This is a genomic window from Streptomyces sp. NPDC005566, assembly GCF_040605575.1.
Lineage (GTDB): Bacteria > Actinomycetota > Actinomycetes > Streptomycetales > Streptomycetaceae > Streptomyces.
In genome coordinates this window covers 1-24,015 of the sequence record NZ_JBEXDB010000034.1, presented here as the reverse complement: position 1 = coordinate 24,015, position 24,015 = coordinate 1, and the positions used below count along the sequence as shown (strand labels likewise).

Annotated in this window: 22 protein-coding genes and 3 pseudogenes; 13 read left to right on the top strand and 12 right to left on the bottom strand. The window is 68.8% G+C overall.

Annotated features, from left to right (window positions below):
- Positions 1-64: 64 nt before the first annotated feature.
- Positions 65-1,711, top strand: coding sequence for a phosphoglucomutase (alpha-D-glucose-1,6-bisphosphate-dependent) (gene pgm, locus ABZS61_RS33580; RefSeq protein WP_356429913.1), 1,647 nt, complete (start codon positions 65-67; stop codon positions 1,709-1,711).
- 44 nt (positions 1,712-1,755) lie between these two features.
- Here the strand turns inward: pgm and rho are convergent, their stop codons facing one another.
- The 4 genes from rho to ABZS61_RS33560 form a co-directional block, all read right to left on the bottom strand.
- Entirely contained in the window at positions 1,756-2,895 is a 1,140-nt protein-coding gene (gene rho, locus ABZS61_RS33575) for a transcription termination factor Rho (protein WP_356429910.1), read from the bottom strand.
- A gap of 469 nt (positions 2,896-3,364) precedes the next feature.
- On the bottom strand, positions 3,365-4,399 hold the full coding sequence (meaB, locus tag ABZS61_RS33570; protein WP_356429907.1) for a methylmalonyl Co-A mutase-associated GTPase MeaB: 1,035 nt from the start codon (positions 4,397-4,399) through the stop codon (positions 3,365-3,367).
- An 11-nt stretch (positions 4,400-4,410) separates the two neighbouring features.
- The gene (gene scpA / locus ABZS61_RS33565; RefSeq protein ID WP_356429905.1) at positions 4,411-6,651 is read right to left on the bottom strand and encodes a methylmalonyl-CoA mutase; all 2,241 of its coding nucleotides are present in this window, start codon (positions 6,649-6,651) and stop codon (positions 4,411-4,413) included.
- On the bottom strand, positions 6,651-8,504 hold the full coding sequence (locus tag ABZS61_RS33560) for a methylmalonyl-CoA mutase subunit beta (RefSeq protein WP_356429902.1): 1,854 nt from the start codon (positions 8,502-8,504) through the stop codon (positions 6,651-6,653). Before ABZS61_RS33560 ends, scpA begins: the two co-directional genes overlap by 1 nt.
- A gap of 255 nt (positions 8,505-8,759) precedes the next feature.
- Between ABZS61_RS33560 and ABZS61_RS33555 the strand changes: the two genes are divergently transcribed.
- Both ABZS61_RS33555 and ABZS61_RS33550 read left to right on the top strand, forming a co-directional pair.
- On the top strand, positions 8,760-9,281 hold the full coding sequence (locus ABZS61_RS33555; RefSeq protein WP_356429899.1) for a DUF6325 family protein: 522 nt from the start codon (positions 8,760-8,762) through the stop codon (positions 9,279-9,281).
- A gap of 99 nt (positions 9,282-9,380) precedes the next feature.
- The gene (locus ABZS61_RS33550; protein ID WP_356429958.1) at positions 9,381-10,178 is read left to right on the top strand and encodes a tyrosine-protein phosphatase; all 798 of its coding nucleotides are present in this window, start codon (positions 9,381-9,383) and stop codon (positions 10,176-10,178) included.
- A 66-nt stretch (positions 10,179-10,244) separates the two neighbouring features.
- Here ABZS61_RS33550 and ABZS61_RS33545 read toward each other — a convergent pair whose 3' ends face one another.
- Both ABZS61_RS33545 and ABZS61_RS33540 read right to left on the bottom strand, forming a co-directional pair.
- Positions 10,245-10,868: a hypothetical protein gene (locus ABZS61_RS33545; protein WP_356429896.1), complete on the bottom strand. Its 624-nt coding sequence runs from the start codon at positions 10,866-10,868 to the stop codon at positions 10,245-10,247.
- The gene (locus ABZS61_RS33540; RefSeq protein ID WP_356429894.1) at positions 10,865-11,437 is read right to left on the bottom strand and encodes a hypothetical protein; all 573 of its coding nucleotides are present in this window, start codon (positions 11,435-11,437) and stop codon (positions 10,865-10,867) included. The genes ABZS61_RS33545 and ABZS61_RS33540 overlap by 4 nt, the downstream gene beginning before the upstream one ends.
- A 216-nt stretch (positions 11,438-11,653) precedes the next feature.
- Between ABZS61_RS33540 and ABZS61_RS33535 the strand changes: the two genes are divergently transcribed.
- From ABZS61_RS33535 to ABZS61_RS33520, 4 genes are all read left to right on the top strand, one after another.
- Positions 11,654-12,052, top strand: a complete 399-nt coding sequence (locus ABZS61_RS33535; RefSeq protein WP_356429892.1) for a DUF1992 domain-containing protein — start codon at positions 11,654-11,656, stop codon at positions 12,050-12,052.
- Positions 12,053-12,116: 64 nt separating this feature from the next.
- On the top strand, positions 12,117-12,614 hold the full coding sequence (locus ABZS61_RS33530) for a GNAT family N-acetyltransferase (protein WP_356429890.1): 498 nt from the start codon (positions 12,117-12,119) through the stop codon (positions 12,612-12,614).
- A complete protein-coding gene (locus ABZS61_RS33525; RefSeq protein ID WP_356429887.1) occupies positions 12,572-13,054 on the top strand; it encodes a bifunctional DNA primase/polymerase in 483 nt (160 codons plus the stop codon). The genes ABZS61_RS33530 and ABZS61_RS33525 overlap by 43 nt, the downstream gene beginning before the upstream one ends.
- A gap of 77 nt (positions 13,055-13,131) precedes the next feature.
- Complete coding sequence (locus tag ABZS61_RS33520) at positions 13,132-14,016, top strand: hypothetical protein (protein ID WP_356429885.1); 885 nt, start codon at positions 13,132-13,134, stop codon at positions 14,014-14,016.
- A gap of 253 nt (positions 14,017-14,269) precedes the next feature.
- Here the strand turns inward: ABZS61_RS33520 and ABZS61_RS33515 are convergent, their stop codons facing one another.
- Positions 14,270-15,847, bottom strand: coding sequence for a peptidoglycan-binding protein (locus tag ABZS61_RS33515; protein ID WP_356429882.1), 1,578 nt, complete (start codon positions 15,845-15,847; stop codon positions 14,270-14,272).
- 291 nt (positions 15,848-16,138) lie between these two features.
- Between ABZS61_RS33515 and ABZS61_RS33510 the strand changes: the two genes are divergently transcribed.
- Both ABZS61_RS33510 and ABZS61_RS33505 read left to right on the top strand, forming a co-directional pair.
- On the top strand, positions 16,139-17,959 hold the full coding sequence (locus ABZS61_RS33510) for a glycoside hydrolase family 3 protein (RefSeq protein WP_356429879.1): 1,821 nt from the start codon (positions 16,139-16,141) through the stop codon (positions 17,957-17,959).
- 58 nt (positions 17,960-18,017) lie between these two features.
- Positions 18,018-19,304 carry a DUF1343 domain-containing protein gene (locus ABZS61_RS33505; RefSeq protein WP_356429877.1) on the top strand — a complete coding sequence of 429 codons (1,287 nt, stop codon included), beginning with the start codon at positions 18,018-18,020 and terminating at the stop codon, positions 19,302-19,304.
- A 122-nt stretch (positions 19,305-19,426) separates the two neighbouring features.
- Here the strand turns inward: ABZS61_RS33505 and ABZS61_RS33500 are convergent, their stop codons facing one another.
- Together ABZS61_RS33500 and ABZS61_RS33495 are read right to left on the bottom strand one after the other, a co-directional pair.
- On the bottom strand, positions 19,427-19,726 hold the full coding sequence (locus ABZS61_RS33500; RefSeq protein WP_356429874.1) for a hypothetical protein: 300 nt from the start codon (positions 19,724-19,726) through the stop codon (positions 19,427-19,429).
- Positions 19,727-20,023: 297 nt separating this feature from the next.
- A complete protein-coding gene (locus tag ABZS61_RS33495) occupies positions 20,024-20,335 on the bottom strand; it encodes a hypothetical protein (RefSeq protein WP_356429872.1) in 312 nt (103 codons plus the stop codon).
- Between the two features lie 326 nt (positions 20,336-20,661).
- On the opposite strand from ABZS61_RS33495, the pseudogene ABZS61_RS33490 reads away from it, so the two are divergent.
- A pseudogene (locus ABZS61_RS33490) lies at positions 20,662-20,802 on the top strand (IS5/IS1182 family transposase); the annotation flags it as partial.
- Between the two features lie 92 nt (positions 20,803-20,894).
- On the opposite strand, the gene ABZS61_RS33485 reads toward ABZS61_RS33490, so the two are convergent.
- On the bottom strand, positions 20,895-21,419 hold the full coding sequence (locus ABZS61_RS33485) for a hypothetical protein (protein WP_356429869.1): 525 nt from the start codon (positions 21,417-21,419) through the stop codon (positions 20,895-20,897).
- 471 nt (positions 21,420-21,890) lie between these two features.
- Positions 21,891-22,772, bottom strand: a complete 882-nt coding sequence (locus tag ABZS61_RS33480; RefSeq protein ID WP_356429866.1) for a sigma-70 family RNA polymerase sigma factor — start codon at positions 22,770-22,772, stop codon at positions 21,891-21,893.
- 86 nt (positions 22,773-22,858) lie between these two features.
- Here ABZS61_RS33480 and ABZS61_RS33475 point away from each other — a divergent pair, with 86 nt between their 5' ends.
- The 3 genes and pseudogenes from ABZS61_RS33475 to ABZS61_RS33465 all read left to right on the top strand — a co-directional run.
- Positions 22,859-23,155, top strand: coding sequence for a hypothetical protein (locus ABZS61_RS33475; protein ID WP_356429863.1), 297 nt, complete (start codon positions 22,859-22,861; stop codon positions 23,153-23,155).
- Complete coding sequence (locus ABZS61_RS33470) at positions 23,152-23,511, top strand: DoxX family protein (protein ID WP_356429861.1); 360 nt, start codon at positions 23,152-23,154, stop codon at positions 23,509-23,511. Before ABZS61_RS33475 ends, ABZS61_RS33470 begins: the two co-directional genes overlap by 4 nt.
- Positions 23,508-23,659 (top strand): annotated as a pseudogene (locus ABZS61_RS33465) (leucine zipper domain-containing protein); the annotation flags it as partial. The gene ABZS61_RS33470 and the pseudogene ABZS61_RS33465, both read left to right, overlap by 4 nt.
- Before the next feature lie 65 nt (positions 23,660-23,724).
- Here ABZS61_RS33465 and ABZS61_RS33460 read toward each other — a convergent pair.
- Positions 23,725-23,866, bottom strand: a pseudogene (locus tag ABZS61_RS33460) (IS5/IS1182 family transposase); the annotation flags it as partial.
- Positions 23,867-24,015: the final 149 nt, after the last annotated feature.

The following is a 24,015-nucleotide window of genomic DNA, read 5'->3' as shown; positions in this document are numbered from 1 at the left end:
TGATCGTCCGCCCCGTGACGGTGGTCCGGGCCGTGGACGCACCGACGACGACAGAGGAGAACCGATGGTTCACGAACGGGCCGGTCAGCCGGCGCAGCCCGGAGACCTGGTGGACGTGGCGCGTCTGGTGACCGCCTATTACACGGTCCACCCCGACCCGGCCGAACCCGGCCAGCGCGTCGCCTTCGGTACCTCAGGACACCGGGGCTCGGCCCTGGCGGCAGCCTTCAACGAGGACCACATCGCCGCCACGACCCAGGCGATCTGTGACTACCGGACCCGTGAGGGCACCGATGGGCCGCTGTTCCTCGGCGCCGACACCCATGCGCTGTCCGAACCGGCGCGGGTGACCGCCCTGGAGGTGCTGGCGGCCAACGGGGCCACCGTACTGATCGACAGCGACGACGGTTACACCCCCACCCCCGCCGTGTCGCACGCCATCCTGACGTACAACCAGGACCGTGGCAGCGGTCTCGCCGACGGCATCGTGGTCACCCCCTCGCACAACCCGCCGGCCGACGGCGGCTACAAGTACAACCCGCCGCACGGCGGGCCGGCCGGCTCGGACGCCACCTCCTGGATCCAGGACCGGGCCAACGCCCTGATCGAGGGCGGGCTGAAGGAGGTCCGGAGAATCCCGTACGCCCGGGCGCTCGCCGCGGACACCACGGGGCGGCACGACTTCCTCACCGGGTACGTCGACGACCTCCCGGCCGTCCTGGACCTGGACGCCGTACGGGACGCGGGGATCCGGATCGGTGCCGACCCCCTCGGCGGCGCCTCGGTCGCCTACTGGGGCCGGATCGCCGAACGCCACCGGCTCGACCTCACCGTGGTCAACCCGCTCGCCGACCCCACCTGGCGTTTCATGACGCTGGACTGGGACGGAAAGATCCGGATGGACTGCTCCTCGCCGTACGCCATGGCGTCCCTGATCGAGCAGCGTGACGCGTTCACCGTCTCCACCGGCAACGACGCGGACGCCGACCGGCACGGCATCGTCACCCCTGACGGCGGGCTGATGAACCCCAACCACTATCTGGCCGTGGCCATCCGCTACCTCTACTCCCACCGCGACGGCTGGCCCGCAGGCACGGGCATCGGCAAGACGCTCGTCTCCTCCTCCATGATCGACCGGGTCGCGGCAGACCTCGGGCGCCCGTTGGTGGAGGTGCCGGTGGGATTCAAGTGGTTCGTCGACGGACTGTTCGGCGGCACCCTGGGTTTCGGCGGCGAGGAGTCCGCCGGAGCGTCCTTCCTGCGCCGCGACGGCCGGGTGTGGACCACCGACAAGGACGGCATCCTGCTCGCCCTGCTGGCTTCGGAGATCACCGCCGTCACGGGCTCCACGCCCTCCCAGCACTACGGCGAACTCACCGCCCGCTTCGGCGACCCCGCCTATGCGAGGGTCGACGCTCCGGCGACGCGTGAGGAGAAGGCGGTACTGGCCAGGCTCTCCCCGGACCAGGTCACCGCAGACACCCTGGCGGGTGAGCCCATCACCGCCGTACTCACCGAGGCGCCGGGCAACGGCGCGGCCATCGGCGGCCTGAAGGTCTGCACGGACAGTGCCTGGTTCGCGGCCCGCCCCTCCGGAACGGAGGACGTGTACAAGGTGTACGCCGAAAGCTTCCAGGGCGCCGGACACCTGGCCAGGGTCCAGGACGAGGCGCGCACCCTGGTCGCCGAGGCACTGGGCGGCACCGGCTGATCCGGGACCGGCGCGCCGTGGCCGGACCGCCGTGAGCCGGGCTGTTACGCGGCGGGAACGGTGTGCTGGACCTGGCGGAGGAACGTGGCGTTGTCCGGGGTGGCGCGGACCTTCTCCAGCAGGACTTCCAGGGTGGCCTGCCCGTCCCTGGACTGCAGGGCGCGGCGCAGTCCCCGCACGGCCGCCAGTTCCGCGGCGGGTACCAGGAGCTCTTCGCGGCGGGTGCCGGACAGCGTGATGTCGACGGCGGGGAAGACCCGCCTGTCGGCCAGCCGGCGGTCCAGACGCAGTTCCATGTTGCCGGTGCTCTTCAGTTCTTCGAAGAAGTAGTCGTCGGCGCGGGATCCGGTGTCCACTAGCGCGGTCGCCAGGATGGTCAGCGAACCGCCCTCCTCGGCCAGGCGTGCCGCCCCGAACAGCTTCTTCGGGCCGATGAGGGCGGAGGCGTCGACGCCACCGCTGAGGGTGCGTCCGCCCGCCCCGGCGGCGTTGTTGTGGGCCCGGCACAGCCGGGTCAGGGAGTCGAGGAGGATCACGACGTCCTGGCCCTGCTCGACGAGTCGCTTGGCCCGTTCCACGGCGAGGTCGGCGAGCGCGATGTGCTCCTTCGCGGGCCGGTCGAAGGTGGAGGCGTACACCTCGCCGCGTACGGAGCGGCGCATGTCCGTGACTTCTTCGGGGCGTTCGTCCAGGAGGACGACCATCAGGTGGCACTCGGGGTGGTTGGTGGCGACTGCTGCGGCGAGCTGCTGCAGGAGCACGGTCTTGCCGGTCTTCGGAGGGGCGACGACGAGGCCGCGCTGCCCCTTGCCGACCGGCGAGACGAGGTCGACGAGGCGCATGGCGGGTCCGCCGCGCGGTGTCTCCAGGCGCAGCCGCTCCTGGGGGTGGAGGGGGGTGAGGTCGCGGAAGTGCGGCCGGCCCCGAAGGTCCTGTGCCGGACGGCCGTTGACCGAGTCGATCCGGGACAGTGCCCGCGGCCGTTCGCAGGTTCCAGCGACGACGTCGCCCTTGCGCAGGCCGAACTGCCGGATGAGTGTGGGCGGCACCTGGATGTCACCGGGGGAGGGATGGCCGCCGTCGGTGCGCAGTACGCCGTGTCCGTTGTTCGTGGTGTCGAGGACACCTGCGGTGCGGACGGGCTGATTCTGTCGCGTGACGGGGCGTTCGAGTGTGCTGGTCATGGGTGGGTCCTTTCGCGGACAAGGCGAATGAGGTGTCCGGCGAAGCGGAGGCGGCGGAATCACGCCCCGTGTGACGGGCAGAAGGCCCGGACCGGACAGAAGAAGTGGTGCGGAGAGGCTGGATCGCCGGTCACTGGAGGACGGGCGCAACAGCAGAAATGAGAGGAAACGGCACCGGCGCCCGATTCGGGGCGTACACATGTGCTTGCCGCACCATAGCACGCAGGTCGAGGTGGGGGAAGAGGCAGCTCGGCTACCCGGCGCCGCCGGCCCCGGACCGGAACCGCTGGACTGCGCGGGAGGGGGTCACCGCGAGCGCCTGCTGCCGGAGCCGTCTCGGCGGACGACAGGTACCCGGCCGTTCGGACGCGATTCCCGGGAGCTTACCGGCGCGGGTCGTGGGTGCGGTGTCCGCCTACACCGCACCCACGGTTCGAGCGGTCACCGCACCACGGTGCGCACGCGGCCTTCAGCCGTCTTCCGGCTTCTTCGCGCCGACCGTCTCCGCTGTGTCCACCACATCACCGCGGAACGCCCCGAGGATCTGCTCGGCGGCCAGGGTCGCCGTCAACTCGCCCCCGCGTACCCGCTGTTCGAGCTGCGGCGTGAGCGCGCGCACGGCCGGATGGCTGCGCAGGCTGTCCAGAAGCTCGTCGCGGACCATCGTCCACGTCCAGTCCACCTGCTGCTCGCGGCGCTTGGCCGTGAGCCGCCCCGTGCTGTCCAGGAGCGTACGGTGCTGCTCCAGTCGCTCCCACAGTTCGTCCAGACCGGTCGACTCCCGGGCGCTGCAGGTCATGACCGGAGGAGTCCACGCCGCGTCCACGGGGTGCATCAGCCGCAGGGCGCCCGCCAGTTCACGTGCCGCCGCGCGGGCGTCGCGCTCGTGGGGGCCGTCGGCCTTGTTGACCGCGATGGCGTCGGCCAGTTCCAGGACACCCTTCTTGATGCCCTGCAGCTGGTCGCCGGTGCGGGCCAGAGTGAGCAGGAGGAACGTGTCGACCATGTTGGCGACCGCGGTCTCCGACTGCCCGACCCCGACCGTCTCCACCAGCACCACGTCATAGCCCGCCGCCTCCATCACCACGATGGACTCACGGGTCGCCTTGGCCACCCCTCCGAGCGTCCCCGCGGTGGGGGAGGGGCGTACGAACGCCCGGGCGTCCACGGCCAGCCGTTCCATCCGGGTCTTGTCGCCCAGGATGGAACCGCCCGTACGGCTGGACGAGGGGTCGACGGCCAGGACGGCGACCCGGTGCCCGAGCCCCGTCAGCAGGGTGCCCAGCGCATCGATGAACGTGGACTTCCCCACGCCCGGAACCCCGCTGATCCCGATGCGCCTGGCCCGCCCCGAACGGGGCAGCAGCTCGCTCAGCAACCGCTGCGCCAGCACCCGGTGATCGGGGCGGGTCGACTCGACGAGAGTGATCGCGCGCGCCACGAACGCACGCTTCCCGTCGAGCACGCCCTTGACGTATGCGTCGACATCGATGTTCGGAGGCATCCGTCAGCGGCTCACAGCTCGTGGCCGAGCGCGGCACCGAGCCGCGTGACCAGGTCGTGGGCCGCATCCGGGATCACGGTGCCGGGAGGGAACACCGCGGCGGCACCCGCCTCGTGCAGCGTCTCGATGTCCTGCAGCGGAATCACCCCGCCCACCACGATCATGATGTCCTCCCGGCCCTCGGCCGCCAGTTCCGCGCGGAGGGCGGGTACGAGCGTCAGGTGCCCGGCGGCCAGCGACGAGACGCCCACGATGTGCACGTCCGCCTCGACCGCCTGCCGGGCCACCTCACCCGGCGTCTGGAACAGCGGGCCGACGTCCACGTCGAAGCCCAGGTCGGCGAAGGCGGTGGCGATCACCTTCTGCCCGCGGTCGTGGCCGTCCTGGCCCATCTTCGCGACCAGGATGCGCGGACGCCGTCCCTCGGCCTCCTCGAAATCGTCGACCAGCGTGCGGGTACGGTCCACGGACGGGGACTCTCCTGCTTCTTTGCGGTACACGCCGGAGATCGTACGGATCTGGCCCGCGTGCCTCCCGTACACCTTCTCCAGGGCGTCCGAGATCTCGCCGACCGTGGCCATCGCCCGGGCAGCGTCGACCGCGAGCGCCAGCAGATTGCCCTCCAGGCCCGGTCCCGGGTCCCGCTCGGCCGCCGCCGTCAGCGCCCGCAGGGCGTCCTGGCAGGCCACCTCGTCCCGCTCCTCGCGCAGCCGCCGGAGCTTCTCGATCTGCTGCGTACGCACCGAGGAGTTGTCGACCTTGAGCACGTCGATCTTCTCGTCGGTCTCCACCCGGTACTTGTTGACGCCGATGACCGGCTGGCGCCCGGCGTCGATCCGCGCCTGGGTACGGGCCGCGGCCTCCTCGATCCGGAGTTTCGGGATGCCCGCGTCGATGGCCTTCGCCATGCCGCCGGCCGCCTCGACCTCCTCGATGTGCTGCCAGGCCCGACGCGCCAGGTCGTACGTCAGCTTCTCCACGTACGCGCTACCGCCCCACGGGTCGATGACCCGCCCGGTGCCGGACTCCTGCTGGAGCAGCAGCTGGGTGTTGCGCGCGATCCGGGCCGAGAAGTCCGTCGGCAGGGCGAGCGCCTCGTCCAGGGCGTTGGTGTGCAGCGACTGGGTGTGGCCCTGGGTGGCCGCCATCGCCTCCACGCACGTCCGCGTGACGTTGTTGAAGACGTCCTGAGCGGTCAGCGACCACCCGGATGTCTGCGAATGGGTGCGCAGCGACAACGACTTGGAGTTCTTGGGCTCGAACTCCTTCACCAGCTTGGCCCACAGGAGCCGGGCCGCGCGCAGCTTCGCGATCTCCATGAAGAAGTTCATGCCGATCGCCCAGAAGAACGACAGCCGCGGCGCGAACGCGTCCACGTCGAGGCCGGCGTCGCGTCCCGCCCGCAGGTACTCCACACCGTCGGCCAGCGTGTAGGCCAGCTCCAGGTCGGCGGTGGCTCCCGCCTCCTGGATGTGGTAGCCCGAGATGGAGATCGAGTTGTAGCGCGGCATCTTCTGCGAGGTGAACGCGAAGATGTCGGAGATGATCCGCATCGAGGGACCGGGCGGATAGATGTAGGTGTTACGGACCATGAACTCCTTGAGGATGTCGTTCTGGATGGTCCCGGCCAGCTTCTCGGGCGGCACGCCCTGTTCCTCCGCGGCCACGATGTACAGCGCGAGCACGGGCAGCACAGCGCCGTTCATCGTCATCGACACCGACATCTTGTCCAGCGGAATGCCGTCGAAGAGCTGGCGCATGTCGTAGATCGAGTCGATCGCCACGCCCGCCATGCCGACGTCACCGGTCACCCGGGGATGGTCGCTGTCGTAACCGCGGTGCGTGGGCAGGTCGAACGCGACGGAGAGACCCTTCTGGCCGGCCGCCAGATTGCGCCGGTAGAACGCGTTCGACTCCTCGGCCGTGGAGAATCCCGCGTACTGCCGGATCGTCCAGGGCTGGTTGACGTACATCGTCGGGTACGGGCCGCGCAGGTACGGGGCGATGCCGGGGTAGGTCTCCAGGAAGTCGAGGCCTTCCAGGTCCTGTCCGGTGTACAGCGGCTTGACCGCGATGCCCTCGGGTGTCTCCCAGAGCAGCTCGTCCTCGGACGTACCGGTCGACTCCTTCACTGCCGCACGCCACTGGTCGGCGGACACCTCCGCAGGGGCGTCGGCGGCCAGGGGGACATCGGAGAAGTCCGGAACAGGGGTTCCCGCACCCGGGGTCCCGGAGGTCTCGGTGGTCTGCATCACGCCACTCCCATGCAGTCGAGTACGGAGGAGAGGACGGCGACCACATCGCAGCCCGCGAACACGTGGCCGTCGACGCTCGGGTACTCGCCGGGCCGGCCCGCGAGGAGGACCTGCAGGGCTCCGGCGGAGGCGAGGGCCCCGGCGACGGCGTCGGCCTGCTCGGCGTACATCGCGTCGGAGGAGCACAGGCAGGCGATCGTCGCCCCACTTGCGGTGAAGGCCCCGGCCGCGGTCGCGGCGTCCACGGAGGCGGGCTCGTGGACGGGTTCGATGCCGCCCGCGACGAAGAGGTTCGCTGCGAAGGACGCCCGCGCCGTGTGCACCGAGGCCGGGCCCAGGGCGGCGAGGAACACCTTCGGGCGGCTTCCGGTGGCGGCCAGGTGGCGGTCCGAACGGGTCCGCAGAGCCTCGAAGGCCTCGTCACGGCGGACCTTCGGCAGTCCTCCCGCCGCAGGGGCGGGATGGGGTTCGCGCTCCACGGGCCGCTCGGTGAGCGTCGGGAACTCGCTGACGCCCGTCACCGGCTCCTTGCGCCGCGCCAGGTCCTTGCTGCGGGCGGCCCAGGTGCCGGCGAGCCGCTCCTCGACCATGCCGGAGCGCAGCGCGGCGGCCTGACCGCCCGCCCGCTCGACCTCCTGGAAGAACGACCAGGCTGCGGCGGCGAGTTCATCGGTCAGCCGCTCCACGTACCAGGAACCGCCTGCCGGATCGATGACCCGCGCCAAGTGCGACTCCTCCATGAGGATCGTCGACGTGTTCCGGGCGATCCGCCGGGCGAACGCGTCCGGCAGACCCAGTGCGTGATCGAACGGCAGGACCGTGACGGAGTCGGCCCCGCCGACCCCCGCGCCCAGGCAGGCGAGTGTCGTCCGCAGCATGTTCACCCACGGATCGCGGCGGGTCATCATCACGGGCGAGGTCACGGCGTGCTGCTGCTGCGCACCTGCCGCGGCGCTTCCGCACACCTCGGCGACCCGGGCCCACAGCCGTCGTGCGGCCCGCAGCTTCGCGATCGTCAGGAACTGGTCGGCGGTCGCCGCGTATCGGAACTCCAGCTGCGCGCACGCCTCCTCGACCGAGGCTCCCGCCTCGGTCAGCGCCCGCAGATAGGCGACGCCCGTCGCCAGCGAGAGGCCCAGTTCCTGGGCGGCCGAGCCGCCCGCCTCGTGGTACGGCAGTGCGTCGACGGCCAGCGTGCGCAGCCCGGGGTACTCGCGGCCGCACAGCCGCGCCCAGTGGACGGCGGCCGTCAGGTCCGGTTCGCCGCCGGTACGGGCGGCGTGGCCGAGCGGGTCCGCGCCGAGGCTGCCGCGCGCGGCGGACTTCGCGATGCCGCGCGCCTCGTAGAGCGCCGTCAACTCCCGTACCGCAGGCTCGAAGTCGCTGCCGGCGTCGAGCGATACGGGTGCCAGGTCGAGATAGACGCCTTCGAGCGCACGGGCGAGGCCGGTGGCCGGAACCCCGCCGGGCCCGCCCACGGCCAGCCACAGCGAGGTGACGCCGTTCTCGAGGTCGCCGAGTACGGCCTCGTTCAGGCGTACGGGGTCCGTCAGCGCGTGGCGTTGCCGTACGTCCCAGCCGCCCGCGATGCTGCCCGCGGCCTTGCTGCCCCGGGTGAAGGGGGCAAAACCGGGGAGTCCGGGGTCGGCTGATACGTCGTCGGAGGTGTACAGAGGGCGGGCGGTGAGCCCGTCCCCGAGCGCGGTGGACAGCGCTTCCTCGGCGGCCGTGCCCGTGACTTCCTTGCCAGACTTGCGCAGTACGCCTTCGACAAGGCTCTGCCACTGATCATGGGAGGGGTCAGGGAACTCGGCGGCCAGAGAGAGCCCGTCAGCAGGCAGGACCGTCATGCTCAGATGCTAGGTCAGAGCTCTGACGACCAGCAGTGGCACCGGCTGTGACCTTGCCCTCTCCGGAACGCACCTGATCCTTCACGGACCGTCGCGTTTCCCCCGTCCGGGGATGAGCGGGTCCGGTTTCGTCGTACCCCTGAATGGCAGGCAATGGGGCGAATGCATTGCCTTAACCATGAAGCTTCACAGTGCGTCACTGAATGTCCGAAGTTATGCTTCTGACGTTCCAGCAACGCAGGAAAGGGGCGCGTCGTGGCCGTGGGACCCGTGGAGTACCTCGTCGTCGTCTTTCCCGGCAGCACCCTCACCGGTCCGATGGCATCGGCACTGGCCGACGCGGTCGCGTCGGAGGCGGTGTCGGTCCTGGACCTCTCCTTCGTCCACCGCGGAGAGGGCGGCACGCTCGCCTTCAAGGAGCTGCGGGATGTCGACCCCGATGGACTGGTGTCGTTCGAGCCGGTCGCCGGTGAGGTGGCCGGCCTGGCTGCCGTCAAGGACATCGACTCACTCGGCAGGAACGTACCACCGGGGAACTCGGCCGCGCTGATCGTGCGCGATGACCTCTGGGCGGCGCCACTCACCCGAGCGGTCCAAGAGGCCGGCGGACAGCTCGTGGCGCGTGAGCGGCTCCCCGCGGAGGGGGAAGCGGGGGAGCCCACGGACGGCGGGGACGATGTCATCACCTTGCTCGAGCGGCTCGCCGAGCTGCGGAAGCAGGACGTACTCACCGACGCCGAGTTCGCGGCGCAGAAGACGAGGATCCTCGCCGACTGACAACCCCGCCGGTACCCGGCTGTTTCCTTTGTCGATTTTCGCGCTACGTGCGACGTTGATTCTGACCTGTGGAGTTCGTCGGGAATGAGGCAGTTCATCGTGCAGACCGCCCGGGCCGTCCCTGCCGCCACCGTCGTCAACCTGCGCGATCTGGGCGGCATCGCCCTGGGGCGCGACCGCCGCCTGCGTCAGGGAGTGCTGCTGCGCTCGGGCCAGCTGAGCGACTTCGACGCGGAGAGCGACATGGCGGTGGCCGCCCTCGGTATCCGTACCGTCGTCGACCTCCGCACCGCGGACGAGCGCCAGTGGGCGCCCGACCGTCTGCCGCCCGGCGCACGGCTCTTCGTCGCCGACGTGCTGGGAGACGACCCCGGTGTCGCACCGGCCAGGATCAGGGCGCTGCTCGGCGACCCGGACGGCGCAGCGAGTGTGCTCGGCAACGGCAGGGCGGAGGAGTTGTTCGCCCAGACCTACCGGAAGATGGTGCTCTCGCCCGGCGCCGCGGCCGCGTACCGCGCCTTCCTGGAGACGGCTGCGGACCCGCGTGCGCGACCGGTCCTGTTCCACTGTGCGACAGGCAAGGACCGGACCGGCTGGGCCGCCGCGCTCCTGCTGCTCATGGCGGGCGCGTCGCGTGATGTCGTCCGGGCGGAGTTCGTGGCCGTGAATCCTGCCGTTCGCGGCGCTTTCGGACCCGGCGTCCGGCGTTTCCTCGAGGCGGGCGGCGACCCGGACATCGCGTCCGCGATCGTCGAAGTCCGGCCCCGCTACCTCGAAGCGGCCCTGGACGCGATGGACGAGAAGTGGGGCGGTCTCGACGGCTATCTCCACAAGGCGCTGCGGGTGCCCCCGGCGGTGGTGGAGCGGTTGCGCGCCGACCTGGCGGTACCGGCCTGAACGCCGTGCGGCCCGGTGCGACGTCCTCTGAGGACGTCGCACCGGGCCGCCGTTGCGGAGTCCGGGTCAGACGCGCAGGAGCCGTTCGCCGACGTCACGGTACTGCTGCAGGGCCACCCGCAGCTCCTCCGTCCGGGCCTCGGTGCTCTCCTGGGCCTGCCAGCTCGTGCGCAGGGTGCGCTTGCGTTCCTCGAGCGCCTCGGTCAGATCCGCCACGATCCTGTCGAACGTGCTTTCGGCCTCTTCGACCGCCTGTCGCGGGCTCTCGACGAACTCGGCGACGGCCTGCTGCATGCGCTCGGCCAGCGACTCCTGCTCCTTGACGGGCAGCAGGGGCGTGTTCGCCGGGGTGGCCCGGGGCCGGCCGTCCGGCCGACCTGACGGAGCCGACGCGGTGGACGGTCGCGCGGCCTGCGGCGCACCGGCATCGCCGGGGCCCCGGTTCATGACCTGGGTCGGGTCGGCGCCGGGCGTCGCGGTCCGCGTCGCGGCAGTCCCGGGCGCCGGATCGTGCCGCGGTTCCGGGGTGGTCCGCGGCGTCTCGTTGCGCCGTGCTTCCGTCGAGGTCCGGGGGGTCTCGTTGCGCCGTGCTTCCGTCGAGGCCGGAGGAGTCTCGGTGCGCCGTGCTTCACCTGCGGTCCGGGGCTCCTCGGTGGCAGAACTGTCAGTGGGTCCGGTGCGGTGCATCATGCGGTCCTTCCGTTCGTCCGGTGCCGGCTCGTGTGGGCCGGCTCGTCCGGAGCCTGTCCGAGCAGTACGTCGAAGAGGGCGCGGGACTCGATCAGCGCCTTGCGCATGTCCTCGGTGTTGCCGTTGCCGCGCACCGCCGTGTGCACCTTGCGGTACCCGTCGACATGCTCCGCGTGGTGCACCGAGATGGCGGCCGTCTGCTCCTCGAACCCGGCCCCGTCGGGGAAACCCCGGTCCCGCGCCAGTTGCGCCAGCAGCGCGTCTGCCTGGGCGACCGCTTCGGTGGGCGAGTCGATGAACTGCTCCTGCACCGCGGCCCAGCGGTCGGTGTATCCCTCGCGCGCCTCCGGAGCCAGGGGCCGCTCCTCCAGGTTGCCGTGCAGCTTCACGCGCTCGGCGAGTTCGTGCTCGGCGGCCTTCGTGTCGCCGTTGTGCCGCTCGACCGTGCGGTCGTACTCGGGTCCGAAGCGACGCCGCAGCCCGTGGCCGCCGTCCGTCCGGCTACGGACGAGGAAGTAGCCGAGAGCCGCCAGCAGGACGACGGCAACGATGATCACCACAGTCGTCATGACTGACCCTCCTGTCGGTTCGCGGTCGGTGCGTAGCGCAGTCTCACTTTCGTCAACTCCCTTCGGGCGAGCCCGGTCGAAGTGCCGGGCCGTGTGCAAGCAGTCGTGTACCCGCCTGACGGAGTTCATGCGGACGGACCGCTCGGTATCGTGGAATGAGCCGGACCCGGGCCCGAACCCGGACTTCTGCCGAACGAGTTCTGAAAGGGGCACACGGTGACCGAGCGCAAGCCCACCGGAGTCAGCTTCGAATCGTGGGTGGACAAGCAGATCCGCGAGGCCGAACAGCGAGGCGACTTCTCCGCGTTGCCCGGTTTCGGCAAGCCGATCCCCGGGCTCGAGCGGCCCTACGACGAGACGTGGTGGATCAAGGCAAAGATGCAGCGGGAGGGGCTGTCCGTGCTCCCGCCGTCGCTGACCCTGCGGAAAGAGGCGGAGGACGTCAGGGAGGCAGTCGCGGGTGCCCGGACGGAAGCCGAGGTCCGGAGCCTGCTGAACGAGATCAACGACAAGATCCGCAAGGCGCTCCTCATGCCGCCCGAGGGTCCGCCCCTGAACCTCAGGCCCTTCGACGTCGAGGCCGTCGTGAAGGAGTGGCGGGGCCGCCGGGGCTGAACCTTGCGTGTGGGGGCATGGCCGCCGTGCGCGCCGGGAGCCGTGGATGCGTAATACTCGCTATATGAAGTCGAGCATTACGTACCGGCGTGGCGGGCCCACCGGACCCGCAGGGGTCCGCATCAGGCGGGCCGTCGCTCGGGATGCCAGGCGGCTCACCCGTCTCGTCACCACCTCGAGCGCCTACGACGGGCCGTACGCGCCGATGGTCGAGGGCTACCGGGTCGGCCCGGACTATATCGAGACGCACCGGGTCTTCGTCGCCGTCGGTGCTGACGACCGCGTGCTCGGCTTCTACTCGCTGGTCCTCTCCCCGCCCGAACTCGACCTCATGTTCGTCGGCGACGACGCCCAGGGGCGTGGCATCGGGCGACTCCTCGTCGGTCACCTGCGGGACGAGGCGCGCCGCGCCGGGCTGAGCGAGGTGCGAGTGGTCTCGCATCCGCCCGCCGAGGGCTTCTACCGCAGTGTCGGCGCGGAGCGTACCGGTACGGTGGCGGCCCGCCCGCCCGCGGTGATGTGGGACCGCCCCGAACTGATCCTCCCGGTCGAGAGCCCTTGACGGCAGGGCGTAAAACCCGGGTGGCCAACTGTGGGACCTGTCGGCGGACGACGTACCGCCCCCAGGACTGCCACTGCCGCCCCGCATGTAGGTGGTGCCGTGGCTTCCACGCAGCCACTACCAGCCCGAAACTCCTGAATGCCTGGTGGGGGAGTGGACCCGGGCTTCGGGCCGGAGTCTCCTGTGGGCCCGCGCGTCTCGTGGTCCTCGACATTGATGCCTACAGGCAGAAGTCGACCGGTCCCTCCGGTGACGCAGCTGTCCTTGTCCGGGCCTCACGTGGCTCTCCATTCAGGCCGCCGCCGACCACGCGGGTCAGGTGTCAGCTGCGCTGGAAGAGAAGGAGCAGGACGGGTGCGAAGAAGCCGTCGCGCCTGGTCGCTTGCGTGCAGAAAATCACTGCCTCGGTTCAGGTTCGCCCTCTACTGTCCAGACCATGAACAGGGAAGCTCAACGGCTCGTGTACTCCTCGAAGAAGTGGATACATGCTGCATTCGCGGCGCTTTCTGATGGGCCCATGTCGCAGGACATGGCGGTGCACCACGCCGGGGTCGCGGCAGAGCATCTCCTCAAGGCATACCTGGCCAACCTGCACCCGGCGCTGATTGTCGAGGCCAAGGACTTCAGCTCGATGCTCCACGCCACCGGGCACGGGGCCCATGCCTCGGCGCCGAAGAGTCAGGCCAAGACCATCGGGCTCATCGAGGCGTACCTTCGCGTATCGGTGCTCCTGAAGGGGAAGATGCCCGTCTCCCGGAATGAGCTGCAGCCGGTCGCTGATGCCCGCAACGGGGTTGCTCACGCTGCGTTCCATGACTCAGCACAGGTGAATCCGGTGTTCACGACGAGCCTCCGGGTGATCGATACGCTGCTTCCTGCGCTGGACATCAACATCCTCGACAGCTACTGGGGCACGTACGAAGGGCTGCACGACAGGCTGCTGGACCAGCGAGTGGAAGAAGCGCGTGTTCATCTGGAGGGGCAGCTCGCCAAGGCTCGCCGCGTCTTCGATGACCGTTACGGACATCTTCGTGAGTCAAAACTCGGCTTGATTCTCGAAGCGGTTGCCCGGTCCAGCATGGTGATCGATGACGCTGAGCACCGAGAGATGGCGGAGTGCCCGGCTTGTGAGTCGTACGGCTGGCTCGGTGGCGACATACGTCACGATCTGGAACGGGACATCGTCATGCTGACCCCGACGGTATTTTCCTGCGTTGCATGCGAGCTCCATCTTCAGCGCGACGCTCTGGGGCTGCTGCCGGACCCCCTCACTGACGAGATCGGAATCGAGAAGTCAGTGCAGGAGTACTACGAGGAGTTCCCTCCCAGCCTGGATCTGGATCTGGATCTGAATCCCTACGAGGCGGACGCGGCAACCAAGAAGCTGTACGGGATGAGCTGACGTAGTACCCCGTCGCTGTCCGGAGTTACCCAGCAGCCCCGCAAGCTGAGCAAGGGTCTCCGAATGCTTCCTGAAAAGTATTCGGATCATTCTGACAGCCCACCGACACGAAGGCCCCCACCGTTACCGGTGGGGGCCTTCGTCGTCCGCAGGTGGCATGGTCAGGTCTTGGACCTTCCGGATAGCTCCGCGAGCATCGACACGACTTCCCGCTCACCCCCGAGGGCCCCAGTACGCGCCGAGCCCGTTCACCTCACCGACCGGCCTGCAGAGCCGTCCAGGTCGCCGAGCCCGCGATGCCGTCCACCGTCAACGACCGGCTGCTCTGGAAGTCCCTGACCGCCTGGGCAGTGCTGGGGCCGAAGCTGCCGTCGATCCCTACGGTCCGGCCCAGTGCGGCCGTCAGCGACCGCTGGAGCCGCTTGACGTCGGCGCCCGAGGAACCCTCCTGCAGGACGGGCTTGGTCCCGGCCGAGAGCAGCGCGGTCCAGGACTGACGGCCGATGACCCCGTCGGACGACAGGCCGCGTGCACTCTGGAACGCCTTCACGGCGGTCCCGGTCTTCGTGCCGAAGACGCCGTCCGCGGTACCGGCGGCGAAACCCTGCGCGTTGAGCAACGTCTGTGCCGCCGCGACCTGGGGGCCGGTGGACCCGCTGCGGAGCGTGTCGTAGGCCGGGAAGTCGAGGTTGACCGGAACACCTGTGCTGCCCCCGACGAGCTGCATGTAGTAGGTCCAGTTCCAGTTCACCCCCGGGTCGGTGTGGTCGTTGTTCGGGACCTCGGAGTGCCCGACGATGTGCGCCCGGTCCTTGGGGATGCCGTACTTGTCGGCCAGATGACGCGTGAGGGTGGCGGACGACCGGTACATGGCGTCGGTGAACCAGGCAGGGTTGTCGACGTACCCCTCGTGCTCGATGCCGACGCTGTAGGCGTTGCCCGAACGCGCGTGGTAGGCCGTGTCCTTGTCGCGAACGGTCTGGGTGACCTGCCCGTCGGACGAACGGATCACGTAGTGCGCGCTGACGTTCGAGCTCGGGTTCTGGAACCAGCTGATGGACCCGGCGTACGACCCCTGGGTGACGTGGATGACGACGGCGGAGATCGACGCGGACCGGCCCACGGTGTAGTTCCCGCTGTTCGCGGCCACCCACAGCGCGGGCGGGTAGTCGGTGCTCAGGGGCCCCACGGCGGCCGAGCCCCCCTCGTCCAGGGCGGGCACATCCGTGTATCGGCCCCGCTCGGGACGTACGGCCTGTGGGCGTACGGCGACGGTCTCGCCCGGCGTCGCGGTGGCACGGACGCCGTTGGTGAGGAAGTCGTAGACGGAGTCCGCGTAGAGCCGGGCCGTGCGGTCGTCCGCGCTGCCGCTGTACTCGGCCACCGCCGGATACCAGGCGCCGACGTCGTCGCGGTCCGCCGCGTCCAGCCCCAGCCGGTCGGCGTACGAGCGCAGGACGGCGGCGGCGCCACGGATGTTGGCCGCGGTGCTGTGCCGCAGCGCGTCCGGTGCCGCGCCCGTCAGCTCCGCGGCCCGCTCCAGGGTGTGCGAGCGGGGGTTGCTGACCAGGTGCATCACGCCGAACCCGTTCGCGTGACTGGGCTTGCCGTCGTGGGGGTCGAGTCGGCTCTCTCCGTACCCGATTGCCACGAGCAGATCGCGGGGGACGTCGAACTCGGCGCCGGCCCGGGCGAAGGACCGGCCGACGGTGTCGTGCGCGGCGGGCGTCGCGGCGGCGGACGGCCCGCCCGTACCGGTGAACAGTACGGCGACGGCCGTACTGAGTACGAGCGAGGTGGTGTGTCTCCATGATCGCGGGCGTCGGTACATCGGTGGTGTCCCCTCGTCGGCGTCGAATCGAACGGTGTCGGCCGGCGATCCGGGTAGGACTGCGGCACGACGTTCCGGTGCGTGTAAGGAGTCACTTCAACCGACATTGCATGCCCACGTCAACAAGGCCAAGGGCCGCTGTGATGTGAGGACTTCGACTTCATGGGGCCCTGTCATTGGTGCCACCAATGACATCTCCGCTTCCCTCTTGACCCCTGAGGTGTACTGGCCATCCACTGGGTGCGCCCTACTCTGCCCGCCCGCCGGGTGCGTCGATCGAAGGAGCGTCGGATGAGCGTCCGTGGACGTGGTGCCCTGGGCAGATCGATGGTGGCAGCGACCGCCGCCGTCGGGATGCTCCTGGGCCTGCCGCAGGGCGCCGCAGCCGGTCCGGGTTCCGCCCAGGACGCCCAGGGCGGCAGGGACAAGGGCCGCTGGGTCGAGGGTCGCCTGGACGCCATGACGCTGGAGGAGAAGGTCGGCCAACTCTTCGTCACCTACGCCTACGGCGAGACTGCCGAGGACAGCGACGCCGACGACGCGGCCCGCAACCGTACGTGGCTGGGGGTGGACAACGGTGCGCAGGCGGTGGAGAAGTACCACCTCGGCGGGATCATCTACTTCGCCTGGACCGACAGCTTCCAGAACCCGGGCCAGGTCGCCGACCTGTCCGACGGGCTCCAGCGGGCCGCGCTGGGGAGCGGCGCCCAGGTGCCGCTCCTGATCTCCACCGACCAGGAGCACGGCCGGGTCGTCCGGTTCGGCCCGCCCGCCACCCAGTTCCCGGGCAGCATGGCGCTCGGCGCCTCCGGAAGGCCGAAGGACGCCTACAAGGCGGGGCGGATCAGCGGCACGGAGCTGCGCGCCGTCGGCATCAACCAGGACTACGCCCCCGTCGCCGACGTGAACGTCAACCCGATGAACCCGGTCATCGGCGTACGGTCCTTCAGCAGCGACCCGCAACTCGCCGCCGACCTGACAGCCGCCCAGGTAAGGGGCTACCAGAAGGCCGGCACGGTCGCCACGGCCAAGCACTTCCCCGGGCACGGCGACACCGACGTCGACAGTCACACCGACCTGCCGGTGATCACCCACAGCGAGGAGGAGTGGGAGCGGCTGGACGCGCCGCCGTTCCGCGCCGCCATCGACGCCGGCGTCGGCTCGATCATGACCGCACACCTCCAGTTCCCCTCGCTCGATCCGTCCGGCACCCCCGCCACCCTGTCGAAGCCGATCATGACAGGCCTGTTGCGCGAGGAAATGGGCTACGACGGCGTGGTCGTCACCGACTCGCTGGCGATGGCCGGGGTCCGGAAGACGTACCCCGACGCCGAGGTTCCCGTCCGTGCGCTCCAAGCGGGCGTCGACATGCTCCTCATGCCGCCGAACCTCGACCTGGCCTACCGCTCGGTGCTCGCCGCAGTCGCCTCCGGGGAGCTGACGGAGCAACGCATCGACACCTCCGTGCGCCGGATCCTCGCCCTCAAGCAGAAGCAGGGAGTCGCCGACGACCCGTACACCGACCGGACCGCGGTCGACAGCGTGGTCGGCAACGCCCGCCACCTCGAGGAAGCGCGGACGATCACCGACCCTACGACGACCCTGATCAAGAACGACGGAGGGTTGCTGCCGCTGACCGCGGACGGCAACCGGGTCCTGGTCACCGGTTCGACCGCGGCCGTCACCCAGACCCTCGCCGGCGCGGTCACCACGCAGGGCGGGACCGGGACCGCCCTCGCGACGGCCGCCAACCCGACGACGGCGGACATCGCCACAGCCGTCACCGCCGCCGCCGGCCAGGACACCGTGGTGGTGCTCACCAACTCGGCCCGCACCAACCCCGGCCAGGCCGCCCTCGTCCACGCCCTGACCGCCACCGGCACGCCCGTCGTCACGATCTCGGTCGGAGTCCCCTACGACATCGCCTCCTACCCGCAGGCAGGCGTCCACCTGGCCGCGTACTCCAACAACGCGATCGCGCTGGAGTCCGCCGCCCGCGTCCTCTTCGGCGAGGTCTCCCCCCGTGGCAGCCTCCCGGTGAGCATCCCGAGGGCCGACGCCCCGGGGACCCCGCTGTTCCCGTTCGGCCACGGCCTGACGTACAAGCACTGACGGACGAGCGCTGCGCACGTCCGATCCCCACCTGGCCCTACGAGGGAGACCCACCACCGTGAGACGCAGAGACCTCCTGACGGCGTCGGCGGCGCTCGCCGCCACCCCCGCCCTCGCCACCCGGGCCTCGGCCGCCACCCCCGGCGGCACGGCCGAGGCGGGCAGACACGCCCGTGTGCGCACCGGCTTCGAGCGGTTGCGCGCGAGCGGCTACGCCTCGCTGGCCGGACAGCGGGTGGGCGTCATCTCCAACCCGACGGGCGTCACTCCCGACCTCGGCCACATCGTCGACGCGATGGCCGGCGACGGGAAGGTGGACATCGTCGCCGTGTTCGGCCCCGAGCACGGCTTCCGCGGCATCTCGCAGGCCGGAGAGGGCGAGGACTTCTACACCGACGCCAAGACCGGACTGCCCGTCTACAACGCCTACAACAGCTCCACCACCATGGCGGGGCACTTCTCCGAACTGAATCTGGACACCGTGGTGTTCGACATCCAGGAGATCGGGGCCCGCTTCTACACCTACATCTGGACGATGTACCTGGCCCTGGAGGCGGCGGCCGAACTGGGTCTGCGCTTCGTGGTACTCGACCGCCCGAACGTCCTGTCCGCGAAGAACGCGCACGGCCCGGTCCTGCACCCGGAGCACTCCACCTTCGTAGGGCTGAAACCCATCGCGCAGCAGTACGGCATGACCGTCGGCGAACTGGCCGGTCTCTTCAACGACACGTTCGTCCCCGAGGCGACCGGCGGCAAACGCGCCGACCTGCACGTGGAGCGGATGTCGGGCTGGAAGCGCCGGATGCGGTACTCCGAGACCGGCCTGCCGTGGGTGCCGCCGTCACCGAACATGCCGACGGTCGCCACGGCCGAGGCGTACGTGGGGACCTGCTACTTCGAGGCCACCGCCCTGTCCGAGGGGCGCGGCACCACCATGCCGTTCCAGATGGTCGGCGCGCCCGGCATCGACCACCGCTGGCAGGAGGCCCTCAACGCGCTCGACCTGCCGGGGGCACGCTTCCGGGAGGCGTACTTCAACCCCACCTTCTCCAAGCAGGCCGGCAAGACCTGCGGCGGCGTGGAACTCCAGATCACCGACGTGGACCGGTACGACCCGATCCGAACCGCGCTGGTGATGATCCTGGAGCAGCGCCGTCTCTTCCCGCAGTACGGCTGGCGCAGCCAGGACGGCGGGAGTGCCTACTGGCTCGACAAACTCAGCGGAAACCGCGAGGTGCGGCTCGCGGTGGAGGCGGGCGCGCCCGTCGACGACATCGTGGCCCTGTGGCAGGACGACCTCGCCGCGTTCCGCACCCGGCGCGCGCGACACCTCTTGTACTCCTGAGCCCACTGAACAACTGCACTGAACAACTGCACTGAACAACTGCACTGAACAACTGCTCCGGAGTTACTGAGCTTGCGGCCCCGGTGTCATCGTGAACTCTCGGGAAAGGAGAACCGCTGCGCTCAGCCGGGGACCGGGCCCACTGGCTCCGCAGCGGAGTCATGGACCAGTTCGGCAAGCTGCACGAGGTAGTTGTACTTCCCGGTACGCCCCTGAAGGCGCAGGAGGTAGGACCGGTCGGAGCACTGGTAGATCTCGCGACGGCGGACTTTCCAGCGGGTGTGCGTGTATGTGTGCGCCGCCTGCAGGAGAGCAGCCGCAGCCTCTTCGCTGCTGCCTTCGAGTTCCGTGACGGTACGCGCTTCCGTGTTTGCCTCTGCGATACCGCCAACAGGTATGGCCAGCACTATCCATCGGGACATCCCGGGATCAGTTCCTTCCCCTCGGTGTCGCCCTGACGCGACCCGCGCGGTGCCAGTGTGACAGCGCACGGCGGCGCTTGGACCTACTGCTGCCGCACCCAGCACCGCTGATCGCCGGCGACCGGAACCCGGCTCCCATCTGCTGGCCCCACAGGAGGCGAGGGCAGGTCCGCTCCTGCCGGAGCCGGTATCCGCGCACACCATCGAAGGCCCGCACCCGCTCGTCCGGTGCGGGCCCTGCGCTGCAACCAGGGCGTTTCTTTTGAATCACCTGGAAACGGCCCGCGCCGGAGCATGTCAGGCCAGACGGAAGCCGCTGCGGAATACACCGCCGTACTCCCCGGGCGTCTCCCAGCACGTGTAATGGCGGCCAAGGAGATCGGGCAGGTCGATCCCCAGTTGCTCCGCCAAGTCGGTGGCACCGGTCCGGCGGGTCCGAGAGGGGTCATCGGCAGCTTGAAACAGGGCTGTGGCGCCGCGTAGTTCGACCACCACGTACTCCACACGCTTGCCCGTGACGACTACGGGTTCCTCGTGGTGCCGCTCATGCCGGGGATTCACAGCCTGCCCGCAGAGCCCGCAGCACAGGTTGTCCTGTGATGTATGCACGGCAGGCATCGTACAGCTCGCTCGAACACGTGTAGCCACCAGTCATTCTCACCCGGAACGCCCGGGTATCGGCCCGCCGAACGCCCCCTCTCCCATCACCGATCCGAAAGAGACGCCCAGGACGATTCGATCGGATCACTTTCGTTGGCCGAGGTTGCCGTTGATGTTGTCGGTGTGATTCACCGCATCAGCGCTCTGATCTCGGTCTTCGGCGTCCTTGCCAGCGTGTGCTGGTCGTTGTGGGCGTTCGTGAGCACCCGCTCCCGGGCGTCGGTCCTCTGGCTCGTTGCTGGATTCGTGATCTTCTCACCGTGAGGTGATCGACGCGATCGCCTTCACGTTCCAACCGCGAGGCATACAAGCAGCGCAACACCGTCGCACGCTGCATCAACCGCTCAAAACAGTGACGAGGGATCGCCACCCGCTACGAGAAGACAGCGGTCATCTACCTGGCCGGACTGCACATCGAGAACAACTTCCTCTGGTCAGCACAGTGATCCGAACGAAACTGCCTGGTGCCACGGCCGTGGCGGGACCGGGGTGGATGTTTGATGCGGCATCAGGAGACGCTTGTGGTGCGGGTCGCGCTGGTGACCTTGCAGTCCCTGGTGTCGTTCTCCTTGCCGGACCCTACGTAGGGGGCTTCCACGTCCAAGGTGTAGTTGTTGAAGGCGGCGACCGTCACATCGTCGATCGTCCTGACGACCGGTGCCACACTCGAGTTGTCGCCGTCGAACTGCACCGTGATGTCGTAAGTCTGGTCCGTCGTGGCTGAGTTCGTGATGTACAGATGCCCCTGCAGTTGCGCGGACGCCGAGTCGATGGAGCAGAACTTGAACTCGACGTCCGTCATGGCGTCGACGGGGCCGGTTGCGGACCCGGCGGTGGGGCTTCCCACGGTGTCTTCGCTGCCGGAGACGGAACTGCCGCCCGTATCGTCGTCGTAGTGGCCGCCGCCGCTGGAACTGCTGGAACCTGAGCTGTGATCGTTGTCGCAGCCGCCACCGCGCGAGCCACGCGCACCGGTCAGCGTGATCAGGACGATGCCGAGAACAGCGATCGCACGGACATTGCGTGTCTTCACGATTCAACCCCCGCTTGCACGTGTGGAAATGGTGCAAGGGTACGGATGGCGCTGTCACGTCGGCTGACCGGGTGACCTCGAGCGGGCACCGGCGTGATGCCGTCCGGCAGCACGCTCGCGATGTTGATCGAGCCGCGCTGTTCGGCGGCCTGCGAGTTCTCCGAGTGCGGCAGGGCTCGCGTCGGCTATTGCCCGGGTCCCCTTTGGGCCGAGCGAACACCTCAATGCCATCGTTCAAGGGGGCGGTGACCCACTCCGGCCACACCCACCCTCAAGCGGTGAGGCTTCGGGCCGAAGTGCTGGTCACGGGGGCCGGCGTGCAGGACTCGGCCGCCGCCCGAACCTCGGCCTGGACAAGCAGATCGTCCGCTAGGACCCCACTATCGGGAGTTCGCTGTTCTTTCACGACGCTGGGCCTGACTCAGTCGCGAGAACGGGTTCTGGCTCAACTACTTTGATCTATAACTGCGGTCACCGGTTTGATCTAGATGTTGTGGGTCGGGAGGTTGTCTGCAGCAGGGCGAAGGTCGTCCGCGCGGTTACTCGGGTGACGACGACCTGGCAGACCTGATCGCTCCTGATGGCGATGTTGATGATGGCGAGTGGATGACCGCCGGGAGCGATGACATGCGCTTGGCTATCGTCGACGAGCATCCTTGTGCTGACGCGGATTCGATCCGCGAACAGCGTCGTCTCCTCGGCAACGGTCCGAGCTCCACGGACGACGGCGTGTGTGCCGGAAGGAATAAGAGTGTCGTCGGCGATGCGCACACAGTCGTCGGCCATCAGAGCGATCATCCGGTTGATGTCGCCGCCGGCGGCGGCGGCAAGAAACGCTTCCACAACGACGCTGTCGACCGCAGCCGCCCGGTGTGGTGCGGGATCAGCGCTTTCTATCCGAGTACGTGCCCGGCTCGCATGCTTCTTGGCGCTATCTGCGCTGATGGCGAGGATCTTCGCCACATCGCGGAACGGCACGTCGAACAGATCATGTAGAACGTACGCGACGCGCTGGGAAGGAGTCAGCGCGTCCAGGACGACCATGAGCGCGCGGGAAACTTGTTCCCGCTGCAGGTAGCGCTCGTCGGCTGTCAACTCTTCCGCTGGAAGCTCGTCGGCCAATAGCGGGTCCTCATGGCGGCGAGCTCGCATTCGCAGTTGGTCAAGGCATACGCGGCTCACCACAGTCGTCAGCCATGCCGCCGGGTTCCGCAGACTGTCGCCGTCGGTCGAGGCTGCCTTGATCCAGGTGCTCTGCACAGCATCTTCCGCATCGTGCACGGATCCAAGAAGCCGGAACGCCACCGCCATGAGCCGCGGCCGGGCGGTTTCGAACTCCATCACCAGTTCCACTTGGTGTCACCTTTCCCATCTGTGAGACGTCGGGACCGATGAGACCACCAATCTCACGCCCGACATCCTGAAGGAGAGACACGCCCATGAGCGTACAGACTGTCCGTTTGCGTACAGACCCCGAACAGGTCACAGCAGTCTCCGAACAACTCAAGCGGTTGTTCGCTGCGCTGCGAGACTCGGCACCACAACGGATCAGCTACCTGGCCATACGGGATGCTGAGGAACCCGTGTTCACCCTGATTCTCAAACTCTCCGACGGTGCTGAGAACCCGTTGCCGTTGCTTCCTGCCGCTGCAGCGTTCCGCAGTTGGTTGCCCGGACAGACCGATGATGACCCGACTCCACGTTTGTGCACCGTGATCGACCGGTACAGCGCATGACGACAGCCCTGCTCGTACTCACGGTCCTCTGTATCGTCGCCAACGCATTCATCGCTACGGCCGACTACGCCAAAGCGGGATTCGTGGTGAAGAACTCCGCTGAAGTGCACCTTCCCGTGAAGGTGCTTCCGCCGCTCGCGACGTCGAAACTCGCCGGTGCCGTCGGGCTTGTCATCGGACTGGCTTGGCTGCCCTGGCTCGGCCTTGCGGCAGGCATCGGACTCGTTCTGTTCTTCGTCGGTGCCGTCATTGCTCACATCCGGGCCGGCGTCTACCACAACATTGCCTTTCCCGGCCTCTACCTGCTGCTTGCGGCCGGATCAACTGCATACATGCTCCATCAGGTCGGCTCATGACCCATGCCAACGCCCCTCTGTCTGTTCAAGGACGCCGCGGCTCGTCGAGAGGTGCAAGATGCGCCCGATCGCTCACGTCGCCGCCGAGATGGGGATCTCGCGGGCCTGCGCGTCGAAGTGGGTGAACCGGTGGCGCAGGCACGGCAATGTGCGGCGCTCGACACACCCGGATGGCGCACACCGAGCCATTACCTGATGAGAAGCCACATCGAACAGGCTCCACGGCCGGCCCCTGCGGACCGCATCCGCGCCCTGACTCCGCAGAGATGTCGCGAGCTTCCCGTACTGCCGCGGGCTCAACCGGGTGGACGGGGCTATGCAAGACGGCTTCCGATGCTGTGATCACACCAGCCACAACAAGATCATCTCACCCGTGACCGGAGAGATAGCTCAGACGCGAAGGCTCAACGGGACCTCCCCCTGAGTCGTGGACACGCTGATACTGGATCTGCTTGATCCGGAGGAAGCGAGAAGACCGTCGATGGCGATGAAGGACTATTCGGA

What these genes read in the sequence shown, in the direction of transcription:
- ABZS61_RS33470 (WP_356429861.1), top strand. Translation starts at nt 23,152, where the DNA reads ATGACGACAGCCCTGCTCGTACTCACGGTCCTCTGTATCGTCGCCAAC.
- rho (WP_356429910.1), bottom strand. Translation starts at nt 2,895, where the DNA reads ATGACCAGCACACTCGAACGCCCCGTCACGCGACAGAATCAGCCCGTC.
- ABZS61_RS33530 (WP_356429890.1), top strand. Translation starts at nt 12,117, where the DNA reads ATGAAGTCGAGCATTACGTACCGGCGTGGCGGGCCCACCGGACCCGCA.
- scpA (WP_356429905.1), bottom strand. Translation starts at nt 6,651, where the DNA reads ATGCAGACCACCGAGACCTCCGGGACCCCGGGTGCGGGAACCCCTGTT.
- ABZS61_RS33545 (WP_356429896.1), bottom strand. Translation starts at nt 10,868, where the DNA reads ATGATGCACCGCACCGGACCCACTGACAGTTCTGCCACCGAGGAGCCC.
- ABZS61_RS33510 (WP_356429879.1), top strand. Translation starts at nt 16,139, where the DNA reads ATGAGCGTCCGTGGACGTGGTGCCCTGGGCAGATCGATGGTGGCAGCG.
- ABZS61_RS33540 (WP_356429894.1), bottom strand. Translation starts at nt 11,437, where the DNA reads ATGACGACTGTGGTGATCATCGTTGCCGTCGTCCTGCTGGCGGCTCTC.
- pgm (WP_356429913.1), top strand. Translation starts at nt 65, where the DNA reads ATGGTTCACGAACGGGCCGGTCAGCCGGCGCAGCCCGGAGACCTGGTG.
- ABZS61_RS33520 (WP_356429885.1), top strand. Translation starts at nt 13,132, where the DNA reads ATGTCGCAGGACATGGCGGTGCACCACGCCGGGGTCGCGGCAGAGCAT.
- ABZS61_RS33560 (WP_356429902.1), bottom strand. Translation starts at nt 8,504, where the DNA reads ATGACGGTCCTGCCTGCTGACGGGCTCTCTCTGGCCGCCGAGTTCCCT.
- ABZS61_RS33500 (WP_356429874.1), bottom strand. Translation starts at nt 19,726, where the DNA reads ATGTCCCGATGGATAGTGCTGGCCATACCTGTTGGCGGTATCGCAGAG.
- ABZS61_RS33515 (WP_356429882.1), bottom strand. Translation starts at nt 15,847, where the DNA reads ATGTACCGACGCCCGCGATCATGGAGACACACCACCTCGCTCGTACTC.
- meaB (WP_356429907.1), bottom strand. Translation starts at nt 4,399, where the DNA reads ATGCCTCCGAACATCGATGTCGACGCATACGTCAAGGGCGTGCTCGAC.
- ABZS61_RS33475 (WP_356429863.1), top strand. Translation starts at nt 22,859, where the DNA reads ATGAGCGTACAGACTGTCCGTTTGCGTACAGACCCCGAACAGGTCACA.